The organism is Sorangium sp. KYC3313 (assembly GCF_052075895.1).
In the GTDB taxonomy this organism is placed as follows: domain Bacteria; phylum Myxococcota_A; class Polyangia; order Polyangiales; family Polyangiaceae; genus Sorangium; species Sorangium cellulosum_B.
This window is the reverse complement of the sequence record NZ_CP197255.1, coordinates 7,811,119-7,829,876: the sequence shown is the minus strand read 5'-3', so window position 1 is coordinate 7,829,876 and position 18,758 is coordinate 7,811,119. Positions and strand designations below refer to the sequence as shown.

The following is an 18,758-nucleotide window of genomic DNA, read 5'->3' as shown; positions in this document are numbered from 1 at the left end:
CGAACGGAGGGGCAGCGGGCGCGCTCGCTGCGTCAGAGGTAGCCGTGCTCCCGGGCGGAGGCGACGAGCGCCTCGAGGGCAGCCCGGCTCAGCTCGGGCGGCCCGCCGCCGCGGGCCACGGCGACGACCCGATCGAGCCGCTCATCGAGCGCGCCCGGGAAGCGGTGCTGCTTCACGTCGTGGAGCGCCTCGGCCTGCTCCACGGCCGCGGCGAGGCGATCGCGCCCGAGGTGCACCGCGAGGAGCACGAGGCGCGCTGTCCACTCGAACGGGAACGGCGTCGCCAGCTCCGTCCAGGAGTGCAGGGCCGCGCCGGCGCGGCGCACGATCTCCTCCTCCGGCTGCCCCTCGGACCACGCGCACCAGGCCAGGTGGGCCTCGGCGGCCCCCATGTAGTCGCGCATGTGCCCCAGCGCGGCGACCTCCAGGCTCCGCAGCGCCATGGACCGCACCTCGGCACGCTGGCGGCGCAGCCGGCGGATCATCGTCCTGTAGGTGAGCGCGCGCGACTGCACGATCACGTTGCCCATCCGCTCTGCGGCGCTCAGCGAGCTCACGAGGTACGCCTCGGCGGTGTCGAGCGCGCCGTGCCAGAGATTGACGAAGCCGCCCGAGAAGTGCGCGGACGCGATGAGCTGCGGATCGCCCGTGGCCTCGCTGGCCGCGATGTATGAGCGGACGTGCCGCACGGCGAGCTCCGAGGCCTGGTATCGCTCGCTGCGGATCTGCATCAGCATGAGGCCGTAGAAGAACTGCGCCTGCCGGACGGGCCCCGCGTACCGCACGACCATCGGCTGGATCGCCTCGACCTGCGCCCTCAGCGCGTCGAGCTGACCCATGAAGTAGTAGACCTCGAGCCGGTCGATCTTCGCCTGCATCCACTCGTGCCACCACGCCTCCGAGCGGCTCGCGGTGGGCTCGTCGGGGCCGAGGCTCGCGTCGGCCTCGGCGTAGGCGGCGAGCGCCTGCCCGTGCTGGAGGTGCGTCGCCCAGGTCTTGCCGCGCTTGCGGTGCAGCCGGGCCCGGTCGACCCGCGCGGCCGGGTCGAGCCGCGAGAGCGCCTCGACGTAGGCCCGCCGCGCGTCGTCCTGCTTGCCCGTGATGGCGAGCACGTCGCCGATGCGCTCCTCGAGGGCCGCGCGCCGCGCGTCGTCGTCCACGCCCGGCGCTCCCGGCGCCTCCGCGCGCCGGCTCACCTCGGCGATCGCCGCGCGGTAGAGCGCGATCGCGTCGCTGTTCGCGTAGACGGAGCGCGCGCGATCGCCGGCCTCCGTCAGGTGCGCGATCGCCTTGTCGTGCACCCCGGCCCTCGAGAAGTGGTGCGCGAGCACCGGGGCGCGGTCGGCGGCGCCCTCGGAGAGGGTCGCCTCGATCCGCTCGGCGGCGCGCCGGTGCAGCTCGCGCAGGCGCCCCTCCGGGATCTGCTTGTAGGCGATCTCCCGGATCTTGTCGTGGACGAAGCGGAGCCGCCCCTCGCCGGCCTCCTCGAAGATCTGGCGCACGCGGAGCTCCCGGAGCGCCTCCATCCACGCCTCCTCGCCGATGCCGGCCGTGCCGAGGAGCAGCGCGCCGTCGAGCTCGCGGCCGAGCACCGCGGCGATCTGCACGAGCTCCGCGCTGGCCGGGTGCAAGGCGAGCAGGCGCCGCCGGATCAGGCTCTCCAGCGAGCGTGGCATGGGCATCGCCATCGCCTGCTCGAGCGCCTCCGTCTGCCACGTGCCCGTCGCGTCGCGGGCGAGGAGCCCCGCGTCGATCGCCATGTGCAGGTACTCGGCGATGAAGAACGGATTGCCGGCCGAGTGCCGGAACAGCAGCTCATCGAAGTGCCTCGGCGACTCGGGCAGCGCAAGCATCTCGCGGGCCATGGCGCCGGCGCTCGCCTGGGAGAGCCGGCCGAGCTCCACGCTGACGACCTCCGGGGCGCGCGCGATCGCGTCGAGCTCGGGGCGCGGCTCGTCCATCCTGTAGGCCCCGAGGACGAGCACGCCCGCGGCCTTCAGGGACCCGGGGGACAGCTCGTCCAGGAGGCCGAGCGACAGCTCATCGGCCCATTGCAGATCGTCGAGCAGGAGGAGGAGCGGCGCGGCCTCGGCCATGGCGAACAGGACCTCGCGCATGCACCGGAAGAGCCGCGCGCGCGCCGCCTGCGCGGGCAACGGCGGCAGCGGCGGGCGCTGCACGGCGTAGGGGAGGTCGGCGAGGGACGCCTCGTAGGGCTCCAGCGCCCTGCCGCGCTCGCCGAAGATGCGCTCGGTCTCCGCGGTCCCGAGGGCGCGGCAGCGATCGGCGGCCTCGATCAGGCACGACCGGAACAGGTGCAGCGGCGCGGCCTTGACGGCGCCGTCGTCGGCGCCGATCGCCACGCAGCGCCCGGTCATCACGGCGGCGCCGCGCGCCTTGGCGTCGCGCGCGACCTCCATGATGAGGCGCGTCTTGCCGGCGCCGCTCTCGCCGCCCACGAGCACCTTGCCTCCGCGCCGCCGGTCGACGAGCGCGTCGACCTCCCGCCCCAGGCGGCGCAGGGTCGCGTCGCGCCCGGTCAGCTGGGGCCGGTACAGGTACGGCGATGGCCGGGGCAGCGGCACCGGATCGTGCCGGTCGGCGCCGAGCGCCTCGAGCGCGCGCGCCACGTCCACCGCGTAGCCCAGCCGGTCGCGTGGCTCCTTCGCGAGCAGCCGCAGGACGAGCGCGTCGAGCTCCGGCGGCACATGGGGCGCGAGGCTGGACGGCGGCTGCGGCGCGGCCTTGAGGTGGTACCTGTCGAGCTCCGAGTCGGGGATTCCAGGGAACGGCGTGCTGCCGGTGAGGCACTGGTAGAGGATGCAGCCGAGCGCATAGAGATCGGAGCGCGCGTCGGTCAGCTTGCCCAGGATCTGCTCGGGGGCCATGTACGCGAGCGTCCCCATGACCTCCCGGTCGACCGCGAGCTCCTCGCGGCCCTCTGCGCCGCCGAAGCTCCCGGCGATGCCGAGATCCACGAGCACGGGCAGGTCGCCGTCGCGCAGGAAGACGTTGGCCGGCTTGAGATCGCGGTGCACGAGCCCCTGGCCGTGAAGGTACGCGAGGGGCGCGCAGAGCCGGCGGAGCAGCGTGAGCATGGGGCGGATCGCGTCGCGCGGCGCCAGCGAGCGCGGGGCGGCGCTCGCGGGCTGCGCAGCGGGCGCGCTCACCGGCGCCGTCTCGGCGGATCGCACCTCGTGCCAGATCTCCTGGATGCAGGTCTGGAGGGTGCGGCCTTCGAGGAGCTCCATCGCGTACCAGGGCAGTCCATCCGAGACGCCCTGGTCCACGATCCGCACGATACCGGGGTGGCTGAGGCGGCCCAGCGCGTAGATCTCGCGCCGGATGCTCGCGATGGTGAGCTCGCTCGCGCTGAAGATGGTCTTGATCGCCGCCGTCTGGCCGGTCTCTGCGTGCTTGCCGCGGTAGACGACGCCCATCCCTCCTTGCCCGAGCTTCCCGAGCAGCCGGTAAGGGCCGAACTGCGTGCTCGGCGCGGACCTGGCGCTCGGCGGGGCGTGGCCAGCGAAGCGGGTCGCGTCGTCCGCCGAGGCGGGCGAGCGCGTCTCGGCGGCGACCGCGATGCGCACGCGGCGGACGGTGCTCTGATCGCTCGCGACGCGGGTGGCGTCCTGACGGCGCTCCTCCCCGGGCGCACCTGCGTGGCCTGTCGCAGGCGCGGTGTCCGGCAGCCTGGGCGGCGGCGGCGTACGGGTCACCCTCTCCTCGTCCCTGCCCGGCGACGGTGGCTGCTGCTTTGGGTCGACCATGGGATCAGGTCCGATGAGACACGTCGGACATGTCGTGGATCCGCCTCGGGTGCCGTCCGGAGCGATGGTACACGAGGGCCGTCCGGTGTCGCTAGGCGTGTGCGCGCGGTGGGTGAAGCCGGAGGAGGCTGCGATGCGGGACGTAAAGGAGCGCCCATCGAGCGGCGCTTGCCGCCCGTTCACGGCGCGCTCGCCAGCCTCACATCGCGGAGGATCTCTGCGGGGCTGAAGCAGGCGACGGCGGGCGACGCCCCCTTGACGCGCTCCCGCAGGCGCGCCGCGAGCGCCTCGGCGCGGGCCGCGTCCGGAGCGCTCGCGCCCAGCATGCGCTGGCCGCGATGGCTGTACTCGATGAAGCGGTATTTCGAGCCGTCGGCCCACCCCGACAGCGCGTCACGGGTCGCGGGATAGTCGTAGTCCGCGGGCGCTGACTTGCTGACGGCGAAGAGGATCACGAACGGCGACGCGCAGCTCGAGGAGAGCGAGGCCGGCGCTGCGCTCGCGGCCCCGGCGTCCTGCGCCCCGCCGTCCGGCGCCGTCGGGGCGCCCGCGTCGGGACCTCCCGCGCCCGGCTGCTCCGAGGGAAAGGAGAGCTTGCCTGGACGAGACGACAGGATCACGGAGCGCACGTCGGACGTCGTGCCCGCGAGGTACACCACGTCGGCGCTCGCGGCGGCCATCCCCGTGGGCGAGAGCCCCTGGCCCTTGGGGAACGTCGCGCGCGTATTCGGGGAGCGGCGCTTCTTCGTACGGCTCGACGCCGCGCCGGACGCGGCGTCTGCCGCTGCGGCGCTGGCCGATGCGCTGCGCGTCGCACCCGGGCCGGATCTGCGACAGCGGGCGCTTTCGTCCCTCACCGCAGGGCCCGCGATGCTTGCGCTGGACAACCTTGAGACGCCCTGGAACGGCGACGATCGAGCCGCGACCGAGGCGCTGCTCGCGGAGCTCGCCGCGATGCCGCAGCTGGCCCTCGTCGCCTCGGTGCGAGGCGCGGGCCGGCCGGGGCGCGTGGCCTGGAGCTCGCCGATCGAGCTCTGGCCGCTCGGGCCTGCCGAGACCGAGGCGATGTTCTGCGCGATCGCGGGCGAGGAGCACCGGGGCAAGCCTGCGCTCTCCACGCTCCTCTCCTTGCAGGAAGGCGTTCCGCTGGCGATCGAGCTGCTCGCGCACGCGGCGCAGGGCAACGATCTGGTCAACCTGAAGGAGGAGTGGGAGGCGCGCCGGACGGCGGTGCTGGAGCGTGAGGGCGGAGCGCGCGATCGGCTCCGGAGCTGGAATGCCTCGCTGGAGCTGTCGATCGGGTCGCCGAGGATGACTTCCGAAGCGAGGAGGTTGCTCGCGGTGCTCGCGGTGCTCCCGGACGGGGTCGCGCAGCGGGATCTCGCTGCGGTCATTCCGGACGCCGGGCCGGCGGCGGCGCGCGTGCTGGCCCACATGAGGCTGGCCTACTTCGAGGGCGGCCGATTGAAGATGCTCTCGCCAGTTCGCGAGTACGTGAAGGCGGCGCACCCGCCGGCTGCCGAGGATCTCGGGCAGGCGATGGCTCACTACGGGGAGCTCGCGCGCACGTTCGGGCCCGTGCCGGGAACCCCTGGTGGCACGGAGGCGACGGCGCGGCTCGCGCCGGAGGCAGCGAATCTGGATGGGGTGATCCGGCGCGGGCTCGAGGAAGCCGCCGCGGGTCGATGGATCGAAGCGGCGGTGGCGTTGACGCATTTCGCGCGCTTCTCCGGGCATTCGGCGCCGATGCCTCTCGGTCGAGCGCTGGAGGTGGCGCAGCGCGCCGGGGACGAGCGGCGAGCGGCGCTGTGTACCCAGAGCCTTGGAGATATCGCGCTTTCGCATTCGCAGCACGACGAGGCGAGAGCGCGCTACCAGGAAGCGCTGCCGCTCCACCGGCAGGTAGGAGATGTGCTCGGCGAGGCCAGCTGCATCCGAAGCCTTGGAGACATCGCGCTGGCGCGTTCGCAGCACGACGAAGCGAGAACGCGCTATCAGCAAGCACTGCCGCTTTACCGGCAGGTCGGGTCTGTGCCCGGCGAGGCCAACTGCATTCGGAGCCTTGGTGACATCGCGCTGGCGTGTACGCAGCACAATGAAGCGAGAGCGCGCTACCAAGAAGCGCTGCCGCTCTACAGGCAGGTGGGGGATGTGCTCGGTGAGGCCAACTGCATCCGAAGCCTCGGTGACATCGCGCAAGCCCACAGTGATGCCGGCGCTGCCCGTGCTCGCTACGAGGAAGCCCTCGCGCTATATCAGCGTATCCCGGAGCCCTTCTCCATCGGCTGGACCCATCGCCGCCTCGCGGCCATCGCCCCGGACTCCGCCATCCGGCGCCGGCATATCGAGGCGATGCGCAGCGCATGGCACAGCATCGCTCGGAACGACCTGATCGCCGGCCTGGATCAGGATTTCCGCTCCTGAGCTCGCGCGATGCCGCACGGTGCTCCGGGCTCGCGCGGGCGAGCAGCACGACACGTTGCTCGCGGAGCTTTGGACGCGCAGGCAGCGTCGATACTTGTCCCCGCCTGCCCAGTCCGTTAGAGACGCTTCGTGGGCTCGACCCGGACGGCCTGGCACGTGCTGTTCGAGGCGCAGCTCGCCCAGCGAGGCCCACGCCGGTTCGTGAGGTGCCGCTGTCGACCGAGCTGCTGCGCGCCGACTACCTGCTGCTGCAGCATACGGATGCGGGCTCGCCCGACCCGCAGGTTGCGCCTGCCTGGTCCGGATCATCCCCGGTCGGCCCGGACGTCGCCCGCCCTCGTGGCCCTACGGTGTGTCGAGCTCCGCGCCGGCCTCCACCGGGCCTGGCTCCGCCGTGCCCGACGCCATCTCCGCCGCCTTGCCCCGCGCCGCCGCCGACCACCGGGTCTCTCACGGCGCGTCCAGCTTTCGGAGCTGTCCCAGAGCAACGGCGGTGAAGGTCCTTCTCCTGGCTGCCTCTCCTCCTGGCCAAATCTGGGCGAACGCCGATGTTCGCCCGATCGTAACGCTTAACCCAGCCGCCCGTTGCGCGCAAGCGTCCCGGCCGTACACGCCGCTCGCGGCGGAGCGCCGCAAGAAATCGTCAATGTCGTAAGCCGCCGGAACGCCCGCAACGTCCCCTCGAAAACGGCACCACCACGACCGGCGTCACCACGAATGCGGACGGCGATGGCGCCAAGGCGCCGCCCAACCGCCCGCCCCCGATGCGTCGACCGCCGGATGCGTAACCCGCGTCGCGTACCGCGCCGTTCACCACGCGGCGCGTGCCCTATCGTTCACTGCGCGTCGTGTATCCCGCTGTTCACTACGTGTCGCGTACCTCGCTGTTTACTACGTGTCGTGTACCCCGCTGTTCACTACGTGTCGCGTATCCCGCTGTTCACTGCGCGTCGTGTACCCCGTCGTTCACCGCCTGTCGCGTATCCGGCTGTTCACCCCACGACGCGTATCCCGCTGTTTACTGCGCATCGTGTACCCCGCTGTTCACTGCGCGACACGCGACACGTGACACGCGCGCGCACCGGCGAACCCCAAAAACCTCTCGGGGTCATTGTATGTTGTCTAAACTAAGAATATAAGAAGAATCATGCGATACTTCCATACGAGCGCTGCTCGCGCTTGCCTCTCTCTCCTCGTGCTCGCAGGGATCCCCGGGACGGCATTCGGGGCACCGACCGCGATCACGTACACCATCAACCACGCCGACTGCGGCGCCGGCGCGTTCTCGCTGTACCTGAATGGGGTCCACCTCGACACGGTCGCGAGCACCAACGGCTGCGATTGCACGACGGAGACGCTCCAGAGGACGTTCACCGAGCCCGACGTCCTCGCCCTCTACAATCCCGCGGCGTGCAATGATCTCCAGGTCGATGTCGTCGGCGGCGGGTCGACGGCCGTCGGCTTCGCCCGCGTGTACGTCGAGGCGACCGAAGGCGCGTCGCTCCTCTGCCTGTACGATGCGGTCTCCGGCCCGATCCCCTGCGCGGATCGCGACGTCTGCGACGGCTACGAGATGGGGCTGTCGTCGCTCTCGAGCGACGACGGCGACGACATCGCCCCGGGCCTGGGCGCGGGCTGCGACAACTGCGCCAACCGCGACAACCCGGACCAGGCCGACGCGGACGGAGACGGGATCGGCGACGCCTGCGATCCGTGTCCGCTCGGCGATAGCGACGGCGATTCGTTCTGCGATGCGTTCGACAACTGCGCCAGCGTCGCCAACTGGGACCAGACCGACAGCGACCTCGACGGGATCGGCGACGCCTGCGACAACTGTCCCGCTGCCGCGAATCCAGACCAGCTCGACAGCGATGGCGACGGCCTCGGGGACGCGTGCAAAGACGTGTGCGTCACCCTGCAGCGAGGCGCCTTCGGCGCGGTCGAGGACGCCGATATCTGGGAAGCCTTCCCCGGCTACAGCGACGGCCACATTCCTTACAACTACTCGGGCGACTCCAGCGGCGCGCGCAAGCAGGCGCTCTACCGGTTCGGGCTCGACGGCGTCCCCGCCGGGGCCACCGTCACGTCGGCAGAGTTCGGCGTCGTCGCCTTCGGATCGAGCGACCAGACCGTGCGCGCTCACCGGATCACCGCGCCGTGGCGCGAAGACACCGTGACCTGGCAGAGCTTCGCCGCGAGCTACGACAAGGCCGCCGCGGCGGAGCTCACCTATGTCAGCCCCTACGCCATGAGCGCCGATCTGACCGGGCTCGTCCAGGCGTGGGTCGACGGCGCGACCCCGAACTACGGCTTCCTCCTCGAGGAAGGGCCGGACGGGCGCACGTCGTACCGCTCGAGCGATCACCCGCTCCAGAGCGACCGCCCCTGGCTCGAGGTCTGCTATCTCGCCCGCTGATCCACGCCGCGCGGCCGCTCCTCCGCCCCGTCGTCCGCCGGGTAGGGCTGCCCGAGCGCCGCGGGAGGCGTCGCGTCGAACGCGCGCAGGAGCGGGCGGCGCGCGGCGCTCGGCAGCAGCGCGGAGGCGCGCTCCAAGAGCCCGCTCGAGGTGAGCCCGAGGACCGCGATCATCAGCGCGAACGGCGCCACGCTGAAGACCTGCGTCGGCACCGAGGGGAGGGCGCTCTGGCCGAGGCTCGCCGCCGACGACAGCACGCCGAAGAGGTATGCGCCGAGCGCCGCCCGCACCGGATGGAAGCCGCCGAAGATCACGATCGACAGCGCGATCCAGCCGTAACCCGCCGTGTGGCGGTGGCTCCATCCCGCCTTGAAATCGAGCGAGTACGCCGCGCCGGCGATGCCCACGAGCGCCCCGCCCACGAGCGTCGCCGCCGTGCGCACCCGCGTCACATGCGCCCCGCGCGCGTGCGCCGCCGCCGGCTGCTCGCCCACAGCGCGGAGGAGGAGCCCCGCGCGCGTGCGATAAAGGAAGAGCCACGCGCAGGCGACGAGGACGTAGCTGCCATACACCAGGGGATCGCTCTGGAACAGCAGCGGCCCCACGAGCGGCACGTCCCGCAGCACCGGGATCGACGCCGCCGGAACCGTCGGCCCGGGGACGCGCACGTACGGGCCGCCGAGCACCGACGAGAGATCCGCGCAGAGCATCGCCAGGACGAAGCCGACCGCGATCTGGGAGCGGCCGAGGTAGATCCCGCCGATCGCCACGACGAGCGCGACGAGCGCCCCGGTCGCGGCCGCGGCGGCGAAGCCGGCGAGGACGCTCCCGGTCGACAGGGCGGCCGCGAAGCCGACCATCGCCGAGAGCATCATCGCGCCCTCGGCCGAGAGGTTGATGACCCCGGCCCGCTCGGTCAGCGTCTCGCCGACCGCCGCGTAGACGAGCGGCGTCGACGCCGCGAGCGCGGTCGCGAGCAGCGAGAGGAGCTCGGCGCCGCCGTCGCTCATGAGGGCTGCTCCTTCCCTCCGAGGTGTCCTTCCATCAGGCCTGCCCCCATCGGCGTCGTCCCTTCGGGCCTCGTCCCATCACGCCACCTCCGGCCGGCCGCCGCCGCGCGCCGCCCTGGGGGAGAGGAGCGCGAGCAGGACGAGCGCGCCCTGGAGCACGCCCGACAGCGAGGACTCCAGCCCGAGGGTCATCGGGAGCTCCAGGCTGCCGACGTTGAGCGCGCTGAAGAAGAGGGCGATCGGCGCGACGAGCGCGGCGCGCCGCCCGGCGAGCATCACCACGAGCAGCGAGAGGAAGCCGAGGTTGCTCGAGATGCTCGGGATGAGCCGGTGGAACGTGCCGAGCACCTGCAGCGCGCCGGCGACGCCGGCGAGCGCGCCGGAGACCGCGAACGCGAGCAGCACCTGCCGCGCCGCGAGCACGCCGAGCACCTCCGCGGCCGGCGGGCTCAGCCCCACCGCCCGCAGCCGGAGCCCGAGGTGGGTCCGCCCGAGCACGACGGCCGTCCCGAGGAGCGAGAGGACCCCGAGCAGGAGCGCGACGGGGCTGAGATCGGTGCCGCCCAGCGTGGAGAGCCGGAGCGCGCCGTCGAGCGGCTCGGTGCCGGCCATGGACGCGACGCCAGGGCGCTTCCAGGGGCCGAAGACGAGGTACAGGACCAGCCCCTGGGCCACGAAGTTCATGCCGAGGCCCGCGAAGATCTCGCTCACCCGGACCCGCGTGTGCAGCGCGCCCGTGAGGGCGCCCCAGAGCACCCCGCCGATCGCGCCCGCGCCGACGCAGAGCGCGACCACGGCACCCGCCGGGAGGTGCGGCCACAGTGCGCGCGCCGCGCCCGTGGCGCAGACGGCGCCCAGGACGAGCTGCCCCTCGACGCCGAGGTGGTACAGCCCGGCGCGAAATGTAAAAAGCAGGCCGCTCCCGCAGAGGAGCAGCGGCGCCAGCGTGACGAGCACCCGCGCGGCGCGATCCGCGGAGCCGAACGCGCCCTGCCACAGGCCCGCGGCCACCGCCGCCGGCGAGGCGCCGAGGAGCGCGCAGAGGCCCGACACGAGCGCGAACGCCAGGGCGAGCGGCGCGAGGCGAAGGAGGAGGGAGAAGGCCCCGCGGCGCGCGGCGGGCTCGGCGGGGGCGCTCGGTTCGGAGCTCATCGGTCGGACCCCGCAGGCGGCGGGGGCAGCGCAGGCGCACCAGCCGCCGAGGGCAGGGCGGCGTCGTCGAGCTCGCCGCCGATCATCCGCCCGAGCCGGTCCAGCGTGAGGTCGGCGACGCCGACGGGCGGCGAGACGCGCCCGCCGCTGAACACGAGGATGCGGTCGCTGTAGCGCATCAGCTCGTCGAGGTCGGACGACGCGAACAGGAGCGCCGCGCCCGCACGGCACCGCGCGAGGAGCTGCTCCCAGACCCAGCGCGCCGACGCGAGGTCGAGCCCCCGGGTCGGCTGCTCCAGGAGGAGCAGCGCGAGGCCCGCGGGGAGGAGCGCGAGCTGGGTGCGCTGCTGGTTGCCGCCGGAGAGCCGTTCGACGGGCGTGTCGGGCCGGCCCCGGATCCGGAGCGCCTCGATCGCCCGCTCGGCGGCGCGGCGGATCTCCCGCGGGCGCAGGAAGAGGCCGGGCCGCGGCGCGCGCAGCGCGACGTGCTCCTCGATGGAGAGGCCCCCGATGAGGCCCTCGCGACGGCGATCGGCGGGCAGGTAGCCCACGCCGGCGCGCAGGAAGGCCGGGTAGGGGCGGCCGGTCAGGTCGGCCCCGCCCACGACGACGCGTCCCCGCCGCGCCCGGAGCAGCCCCGCGCAGGCGCGCAGCAGGAGGCGCTGGCCGCTCCCCTCGAGGCCCGCGAGCCCGATCACCTCGCCGCGGCGGACGGCCAGGTGGGCGATGCGCACGTCGAGCCGGTGATCGCCGAACGCCACGCCCTCGAGGGCGAGCGCCGCGCCGCCGCTCGGCTCGGGCAGGCGCTCCAGGGGCGCGAGCGGCGCGCCGCCGTCCTCCTCGGGGGACCGCTCCTGAGGCGCAAGCGCCTCGCCGAACATCAGCGCGACGAGGCGATCGGCCCCAGCCGGCATCTCCGCCTCTCCCGCCACCTTGCCGTGCCGCAGCACCGTCACGCGATCGCAGAGCGCCTCGACGTCGGAGAGCTTGTGCGACACGAGGACGATCGCCTTGCCGCCCGCCTTGAGCCGCCGCAGCGCGGAGAACAGGGCCTCCTGCTGCGCCCCGGAGATCCCCGTCGTGGGCTCGTCCAGGAGCAGCGCTCGGGCGCCCAGCGCGAGGAGCCGCAAGAGCTCGATCTGCTGGCGCTCCCCGAGGGTGAGCCGGGCGACGTGCTCGTCCGGGTCGACGGAAAAACCGAAGCGCGCCGCGAGCGCGAGCAGCTCCTCGCGCGCCGCGCGCCGGGGGAGGAAGACGCCCGCGGCGCCGCCGCCCGCGCCGGCCGCGCGGGGCCGGGCGACCAGGTAGCTCTCCAGGACGGTGAGCGGCGGGAAATCGAGCGGCTCCTGGTGGAGCACGCCGACGCCGGCGGCGAGCGCGTCCGCCGGGCTCGCGAGCGCCACCGGGCGGCCGTCGAAGAGCAATCGGCCCGCGTCCGGGCGGAGGAGCCCGCCCAGGATCCGGAGGAGCGTGCTCTTGCCGGCGCCGTTCTCGCCGAGCAGCCCGTGGACGGCGCCAGCCTGGATCGTCAGCGACACGCCGTCGTTGGCCTTGACCGGGCCGAACCGCTTCGCGACGCGCTCGATCTCGATCCGCATGGATCACGGCCCGGAGACGGCTACTTGCTCGGCCCGGTGATCCCCCGGACGAGCTGCGGCAGATACCAGATCTGCTGGGGCGTCGCGGCCTCGCCGTCCTTCAGGAACTCGGTGCCGTCCTGGAACTTGAGCGGCCCCTTGAAGAGGTCGAGCCCGTTGGCCAGCTCGATGACGAACGCGCCGAGCGGCGCCTGCGCCTCTCCCAGCGCGGCGCCAGGCCCGAAGCCGACGACCGACGACGCGCCGTTCAGGTCGCGGAAGTCCGGCCCTCGCCAGACGAACTCGCTCGCGTACTTGCCCGCGCGCGCCTTCTCGATCGCGTCGCGGTAGAGCGGCGCCCAGTTGTAGTACGCGACGCCGAGGCAGATCTCCGGCGCCAGGTCGCAGCCGGCCCTGTGGTCGTAATGGACGTACTTGACCTTCTTGCCCGCGCCGCTCGCCTTCTTGGCCTGCAGCGCGGCCTCGGGCGTGTCGAGCCCGGTCATCAGCACGTCGAAGCCGCCGCCGATGAAGTCGTCGGACACCTTGGTGGGGTCGAGGGTGACGCCCGGGATGTTGAACCAGAAGCCGATCCACGTGACCTTGAACGTGAGGTCCTCCGGCTTCTTCTTCTGGTACTTCTCCCAGCAGTACCGCGCGCCGAGGTACGCCGCGGTGACCAGCCGGCGGGTCTCGTCGTTCACGAGCGGGCCGACAACCCCGATCTTGCCCGTCTCGGTGCCGAGCGCCGCGGCGCACCCGGCGATGTGCTGGGCCGTCTCGATACGCCCCATGAGGTTGCCCAGGTTGGGCTGAGGCTTGTGGTTCTTGCCCTCCTTCCAGGCGTAATCGCCGGAGATGTGGATGACCGTGACCTCCGGGTGCTTGCGCGCGGTCTCGAGGGCGTCGTCCTTGTAATCGTCGGAGTTGTACACGACGAACCGCGCGCCCCGGGAGATGAGGTCGTCCGCGACCTGGGAACCCTTCACGTTCGGGCGGTCGGACGGGTTCACCTTGTCGACATACTCGAAGCCGACGTCCGGCATCTTGGCGAGCACCGACCGGATGCCGTCGTGATGGGCCTGGTTCCACCCTTTGTCGTTGTAGGGGCCGACCAGCACCATGCCGACCTTGTATGCGGCGGCCGGCGCGGCGGGCGCAGCGCTCGCCGGCGCCGCGGCGCCGGGGCCGGCGGTCTTCTCCGAGGGCGGGCTCGTGCTCGTCGACGAGCCCTGGCACGCGCCAGCCAGCAGCGACAGCGCGATGGTGAGGACGGCGGGCGGGCGGGCAGCGGATCGCGGGACAGCGAGGGCGGCGGGCGACTTCGGCGAGCGCGGTGTCACCGAGGCATCGTGGGCGGGAATGTCGCAGGGTGTCAAGAACCGCCGAGACGGACGACGCCGAGCGCAGGTGCTGCGCGTCGTCCGCGTTTCACTGCGGTATCACGATCACGTCTTCGCAGGTGAAGTCGACCCCCAGGGCCGCTTCGGGGTCCGACTGGATCGTGGCGCACGTGCTGTCGCAGAGCACGATCTGGGTCGGGTTCGCGGCGCTGTCGTAACGCCAGGCGTTCTCGCTCGCGCACTCCTGGTCGTAGGAGAGCGCCGTCGGGTTACCTCCGCCGCTCTGGTACGTCACGCGGACCCGCTGCGCGTCGAAGCTCCGCCCGTCGGGAGCGGGCGGGATCTCGACCGTGCAGGAGACCGAGGCGCCGCGGATCGCGTCGATCGCCGCCTTGAAGGCAGCCGAGGTCGCCCCGGGATTGCCCGTGTCGATCAGGTAGGCTCGCTCCGTCCCGCCCGCGTCGGCGATCTGGTGCAGGTTGTCGAGGTCGTGAGGCGCGCCCTCGATCGGCGGGTTGTCGACGCCGATGACGTACGTCGGGACGCCGTCCTCGAGCGCGCCGGCCGCGGCGTCCGACACGCGCTGGATCCTGTTGGACTCCGTGCCGCAGCCCGCAGGATAGCCGTCCGTGACGAGGACGATGGCGTACCTGCCGGGCCTGGCCCGCCGCTGGTCTTCGACGTACGAGATCGTCCCCTGCATGACGAACAGCGTCGGCGTGCCGCCGCGCCAGTCGGCGCTGGTGGCCGGGGTGACGGCGGTGATCGCCTCCTCGAAGCGCGGAGAGGGCAGCGGCGTCATCGGGACCTCCGGTGTCTCGTAGGTCTCGGCCGAGCACTTCTCATCGCGGTCCTCGTCGTCGCTCGGAAAGAACCTGAGCGACGCGTTGATGCCCTCGGACAGGGGATCACCGAAGAACTGCTTCGTCGCCGCCACGACGGGATCCCACTTGAGCTCCTTGTCGTACCAGGGCTCGTCGCCCATGCCCATGCTACCGGACACGTCGAACGCGAAGGCGAGGTACACGGGCTGGAGGTCGGCGCTGGCCGACTGGGTGGCGCACGCCCCACCTTGGCCCGAGGAGCTGCCGTTGCTCGAGGAGCCGCCTTGCCCCGAGGTGCCGCTTGCGCCCGGACCGCCCGATCCGAAATCGCCGCTCGTGCTCTGGGAGCTCCCTTGGCCAGAGCCCCCGCTCCCCGGGCCGCCGCTCTGGGAGCTCCCGTCGCTGGCACCATTGCCCCCACATCCAACGCCGAACGCACCCACTGTCAGCAACACAATGGCCATCGTGGGCAGTCTCATAAGTCGAACCCTCCATGAAGCGCGGCCGGGCGCGTGTCGCCGGCGCCAAAGCCGTCGATTCTGCGTGAGGCACCCGGAGCAGACACGGCCGTGAAGCTCGCTCCCGGTGCTCGCCATCCGGCAAGCATAGCTGACCAACATGGCAGCCGGACGACGCACGGAGCAGAAATGATGCTTTCCGCCAACGCGGTCCGGCAATGAGTTGCCGCGACCCAGCATTTCTTGAAGTGTGGTCTCCTCTCTCACCACAGCTCCGTGCGCGACGCCCGGTGTGTGGAAGTGGCTGAGAGCGCCGGCTCTGGTGGGCAAGGTCGTCGACGAGGCGGACCCTGGCGCCGAACGTGGACGGCGCCGCGCCGGGCTTGGGTCGGGCGCATCCGCGGCCGTGATCGCGGCGTGCGAGCAGCCTGTCTCGCCAGCACGGTTGCAGGATGGGGCACGGACTATGCCTTCCTCCAAGCGGGCGATCTTCATGTCATCGAACGACGCAAATCGCTCTGGCAGGGACCATCGACGAGGATGCGCGCGTGAACTACGCGTGCGGCATCGACTCGTTCTCGTCGATCCTCGAGGCTCCATGCACGCTGTCCGAGGCCATGGATCGCGCGCCCTTCCTGATCGCGAACGCGGCCGAGAACGCGCTGCGCTACATCCTCATCGGCCGGGGTCTCCCCCGGGCTCCGCAAGGCGCGCGGGCATCCGCGTCCACGCGCACGGGCGGGCTGACCCGACCCGGGTCGGGTCGCTCAAGACACCTCGGCCTCGGCGGGGGCCGGCGCCGGCGCGGCGGAGCGCGCGGGGCGGAGCGGGTGGGTCTCGACGCGCCAGATACCGTCGTCCGTCAGGCGGATCGCCGCGAACCTGGCGACGCCGTCGAGGTGGCCGTCGGTCTCGTGGCCGAGCGTCGACGAGGGGTGCGCGTACACGCTGACGCGACCGCCGCTCTTCGAGCGGTAGTGGCCGAAGAACGCGAGGTGCTTGTGCCCGTGGAGCACGAGCGCGCTGTTCTTCTTCGGGTTCTTCTGCTGGTACGCCGCGAGCATCTCGAGGAGGCGCGGGCCATCCATGGCGATCATGAACGTGTCGTTGAGCGAGATCGGCCCCGCGAGGCGCGCCACGTGGTGGTGGAGCAGCACGATGACCGGGCCGGACCCCCGCCGGAGCGCGCGGGCGAGGCGCCGCAGCTGAGCGCCGCCGATCTGCCCGATCGCGCTCGACCCCACGAACCGCGACCGGTAACGGTTGGAGTTGAGGCCGAAGATCCGGATTCCGCCCTCGAGCTCGATCCGCCTCGGATACAGGCCGGCGATCGCGCGCAGCCGCCGCCGCGCGCGCTTGCGGGCCGGGAGGTGGAGGGGAGGCTGGAAGGGGCCGCGCTCCACGCGGGTGAGCACCTCGATGAAGCGCTGCTCGCGCTCCGCCCGCTTCGTGAGGTAGGGGTCGGGCGACGTGCCGACGTTGATGGCGACATCGTGGTTGCCAGGCACCATGAGCACCTGCGAGGAGGCCGGGATGCCGGAGAGCGCCGCCTCGAGCTGGTCCCACTGCGCCTCTTCCCCGAGATCGGTCATGTCGCCCGTCAGCGCGACGAGCGGCGGCTTCATGGCGGCGATCTCCGCCACGAGCCGCTGGAGCCGGCCTGTCAGCTCGGCGGTGTCGGGGCGAGGGGCCCCTTCCGGCCACGCGGCGGAGCCCTCCTCGATCTCGTACGGCTCGCGGCCGCCCGCCGTGATGTGGAGATCGGAGATCTGGCAGAGGACGAGCCGCCCGCCGGGGATCGCGTCGCCAGGATCGGGGAAGAGCGTCGCCGCGCCGCCATACCGCAGGATCACGCGGGTCGCCTCGCCCAGGGCGGACGCGAGCCAGGCATAGAGCGAGACCCCGAGCGCGAGCGCGGCGAGCGCCGTGCACACGGCCAGGACGAGCGCGGCCCCGCCGCCGAAGGAGAGCCTGCCGCCCGCGGGGAACCACGACGCGAGGAAGGAGAGGAACGACCCGTCCAGCCACGCGGAGAGCCAGGCGGGGACGCCGATCTCGAGGGCGTACACGGCGAGCCCGCCGGCGCCGCAGGCCGCGGCGAGGAGCACGAACAGCAGGATCAGGCGATCGCGGACGACGTCGATGACGTCGACGACCTCGCCGAGCCTCCCCCGGAACGACGAGCGGAAGTAGCGGCTCCCGTAGGAGATCTTCTTCCATGTCTCCGGCCGCCACACGCGGCCTTGGCTCACGACGCTGGAGACGACGAGGGCCGGGGTGATGACCAGCGCGAGCAGGACGAGCGCCGGCAAGAGCGCCAGGTAGAGGACTCGGAGGGCCGCCCTTCGCGCCATGCCTCATTTGACGTGCCCCGGGCAGGACCGTCAAGGAGCCGCTCGGACCGCGCGCGCCCCGAAAGTTGCCGGAATCCATGGATGCTCGTAGCAGTAAGCGCGAGCTCGCGCGCTGATGTCCTGCACCGAGACGCCGATAGAGCCGGCCTGCGCCCTGCGATCACCCGCGTCGAGCGGCCCGCCGCCCGCGCTCTCGACCGGCGCGCGCGCGGCGCCTGCGCGCCGGCGTGGCAGGGCCGCGGCCCTCGTCGCCGCGGGCGCTGCCGGCGCGGGGGCGGCCGTGTGGACCAGCGCGGCTGTGGCCGTGTGGGCCGGGGCGCCCGCGACGGCGGCGCGCAGCGCGGCGCCGCTCGTGGCGAGCGCGGCGAGCGCGCTGCCAGAGCGCGCGCCGACGGCGCTGCCAGAGCGCGTGACGCTCGCGGCGGATGACGAGGACGCCGAGCCCGGCACGCTGGAAGAGCAGCGCCTCCGGCTGTTCGCGCGGATGCGGCGCGAGCTCGCGCTCCCCGACGAGGCGATGCGGCAGGTCGAGGCGATCTTCGCGGCGTCGACGGTGCTCGGCCAGGGCAACCCCGCGCTGACGCGGCACCCGATGTCACGATCCGAGTGCCGCCGCATTCGAGCGCTCTCGGGCATCGAGCCGGCGCGCGAGCCGGCCTGCGGCGCGCCGGGGATGGTGCCGCTCTTCGATCCCACGCGCGGTCAGACCGCGGCGGACGCCCCCGCGTGCATCGATCAGCTCGAGTTCCCGAACGTGCCCTGCGAGTACCCCGTGGTGCACGTCCGGGCCCGCGAGGCGGCGCTCCTGTGCAGGGCGGTCGGGAAACGGATCTGCGACGCGCACGAGTGGGAGGGGGCGTGCGCCGGCGCCCTCCGGGATCCGGACGTCGAGTACGAGTGGGCGCGCCCCCGGAACGAGGCGAGCTGGCACCACAACCTCCTGCGCGAGAAGGTGTGGAGCTACGGCCCCGCGAAGAACCACGCGCTCTGCGGGACGGGGAGCTCCCGCACGCCGGGCTGTCCAGGCGGCGGGTGGGACCGCTGCGGCTCCAACACGTATCCGGCCGGCGCGTTCCCCGCATGCCGGAGCAGCCTCGGTGTCTTCGATCTGCACGGCAACGTGGCCGAGCACATGAGCCTGCCCATCCTGCCCGAGGAGCTCGCGCGGCACGGCGATCGGGGCTTCACCGAGATGAAGGGCAGCTGGTTCGCGTTCTCGTCGATGGAGGTCCACGCCGACGATTGCCGCTTCCGCGCCCCCGACTGGCACGCGACGCGCCTCATGAGCAGGGGCAGCCACGCGAACTACCACCTTGGATTCCGCTGCTGCAAGGACATCACGCCGCCGGAAGGCGCCGAGCGAGACGAGGGCGTCGACCACCAGGGCGCCAGGTGAATCCATCCACACAGATTTGACCACATGAGCCCAC

The 18,758-nt window shown here is 72.6% G+C and carries 11 protein-coding genes and 1 pseudogene; 4 read left to right on the top strand and 8 right to left on the bottom strand.

Annotated features, from left to right (window positions below; translation table 11 throughout):
• Nucleotides 1–32: 32 nt before the first annotated feature.
• Nucleotides 33–3,719, bottom strand: a complete 3,687-nt coding sequence (locus ACSRUE_RS30180) for a serine/threonine-protein kinase (protein WP_441286591.1) — start codon at nt 3,717–3,719, stop codon at nt 33–35.
• A gap of 230 nt (nt 3,720–3,949) precedes the next feature.
• Complete coding sequence (locus ACSRUE_RS30175) at nt 3,950–4,450, bottom strand: hypothetical protein (protein WP_441286590.1); 501 nt, start codon at nt 4,448–4,450, stop codon at nt 3,950–3,952.
• Nucleotides 4,451–4,778: 328 nt separating this feature from the next.
• Between ACSRUE_RS30175 and ACSRUE_RS30170 the strand changes: the two genes are divergently transcribed.
• Complete coding sequence (locus tag ACSRUE_RS30170; protein ID WP_441286589.1) at nt 4,779–6,194, top strand: tetratricopeptide repeat protein; 1,416 nt, start codon at nt 4,779–4,781, stop codon at nt 6,192–6,194.
• A 1,147-nt stretch (nt 6,195–7,341) separates the two neighbouring features.
• Complete coding sequence (locus ACSRUE_RS30165) at nt 7,342–8,610, top strand: DNRLRE domain-containing protein (RefSeq protein WP_441286588.1); 1,269 nt, start codon at nt 7,342–7,344, stop codon at nt 8,608–8,610.
• Here the strand turns inward: ACSRUE_RS30165 and ACSRUE_RS30160 are convergent.
• From ACSRUE_RS30160 to ACSRUE_RS30140, 5 genes are all read right to left on the bottom strand, one after another.
• The gene (locus ACSRUE_RS30160) at nt 8,595–9,620 is read right to left on the bottom strand and encodes an ABC transporter permease (protein WP_437944339.1); all 1,026 of its coding nucleotides are present in this window, start codon (nt 9,618–9,620) and stop codon (nt 8,595–8,597) included. The two genes, ACSRUE_RS30165 and ACSRUE_RS30160, sit on opposite strands and share 16 nt — an antisense overlap.
• Nucleotides 9,621–9,698: 78 nt before the next feature.
• Complete coding sequence (locus tag ACSRUE_RS30155; protein ID WP_441286587.1) at nt 9,699–10,772, bottom strand: ABC transporter permease; 1,074 nt, start codon at nt 10,770–10,772, stop codon at nt 9,699–9,701.
• Nucleotides 10,769–12,370 carry an ABC transporter ATP-binding protein gene (locus ACSRUE_RS30150; protein WP_441286586.1) on the bottom strand — a complete coding sequence of 534 codons (1,602 nt, stop codon included), beginning with the start codon at nt 12,368–12,370 and terminating at the stop codon, nt 10,769–10,771. Before ACSRUE_RS30150 ends, ACSRUE_RS30155 begins: the two co-directional genes overlap by 4 nt.
• Before the next feature lie 20 nt (nt 12,371–12,390).
• Nucleotides 12,391–13,692: a BMP family lipoprotein gene (locus tag ACSRUE_RS30145; RefSeq protein WP_441286585.1), complete on the bottom strand. Its 1,302-nt coding sequence runs from the start codon at nt 13,690–13,692 to the stop codon at nt 12,391–12,393.
• Nucleotides 13,693–13,780: 88 nt separating this feature from the next.
• The gene (locus ACSRUE_RS30140; protein ID WP_441286584.1) at nt 13,781–14,995 is read right to left on the bottom strand and encodes a vWA domain-containing protein; all 1,215 of its coding nucleotides are present in this window, start codon (nt 14,993–14,995) and stop codon (nt 13,781–13,783) included.
• A gap of 431 nt (nt 14,996–15,426) precedes the next feature.
• Here ACSRUE_RS30140 and ACSRUE_RS30135 point away from each other — a divergent pair.
• Nucleotides 15,427–15,588: pseudogene (locus ACSRUE_RS30135) on the top strand (hypothetical protein); the annotation flags it as partial.
• A gap of 153 nt (nt 15,589–15,741) precedes the next feature.
• Here the strand turns inward: ACSRUE_RS30135 and ACSRUE_RS30130 are convergent.
• Nucleotides 15,742–17,328, bottom strand: coding sequence for a metallophosphoesterase family protein (locus tag ACSRUE_RS30130; protein ID WP_441286583.1), 1,587 nt, complete (start codon nt 17,326–17,328; stop codon nt 15,742–15,744).
• A gap of 115 nt (nt 17,329–17,443) precedes the next feature.
• Between ACSRUE_RS30130 and ACSRUE_RS30125 the strand changes: the two genes are divergently transcribed.
• Entirely contained in the window at nt 17,444–18,724 is a 1,281-nt protein-coding gene (locus ACSRUE_RS30125; RefSeq protein WP_441286582.1) for an SUMF1/EgtB/PvdO family nonheme iron enzyme, read from the top strand.
• Nucleotides 18,725–18,758: the final 34 nt, after the last annotated feature.

Coding starts and splice junctions, on each gene's coding strand:
- ACSRUE_RS30130 (WP_441286583.1), bottom strand. CDS start 17,328: ATGGCGCGAAGGGCGGCCCTCCGAGTCCTCTACCTGGCGCTCTTGCCG.
- ACSRUE_RS30125 (WP_441286582.1), top strand. CDS start 17,444: ATGTCCTGCACCGAGACGCCGATAGAGCCGGCCTGCGCCCTGCGATCA.
- ACSRUE_RS30160 (WP_437944339.1), bottom strand. CDS start 9,620: ATGAGCGACGGCGGCGCCGAGCTCCTCTCGCTGCTCGCGACCGCGCTC.
- ACSRUE_RS30175 (WP_441286590.1), bottom strand. CDS start 4,450: ATGGCCGCCGCGAGCGCCGACGTGGTGTACCTCGCGGGCACGACGTCC.
- ACSRUE_RS30155 (WP_441286587.1), bottom strand. CDS start 10,772: ATGAGCTCCGAACCGAGCGCCCCCGCCGAGCCCGCCGCGCGCCGCGGG.
- ACSRUE_RS30165 (WP_441286588.1), top strand. CDS start 7,342: ATGCGATACTTCCATACGAGCGCTGCTCGCGCTTGCCTCTCTCTCCTC.
- ACSRUE_RS30140 (WP_441286584.1), bottom strand. CDS start 14,995: ATGAGACTGCCCACGATGGCCATTGTGTTGCTGACAGTGGGTGCGTTC.
- ACSRUE_RS30150 (WP_441286586.1), bottom strand. CDS start 12,370: ATGCGGATCGAGATCGAGCGCGTCGCGAAGCGGTTCGGCCCGGTCAAG.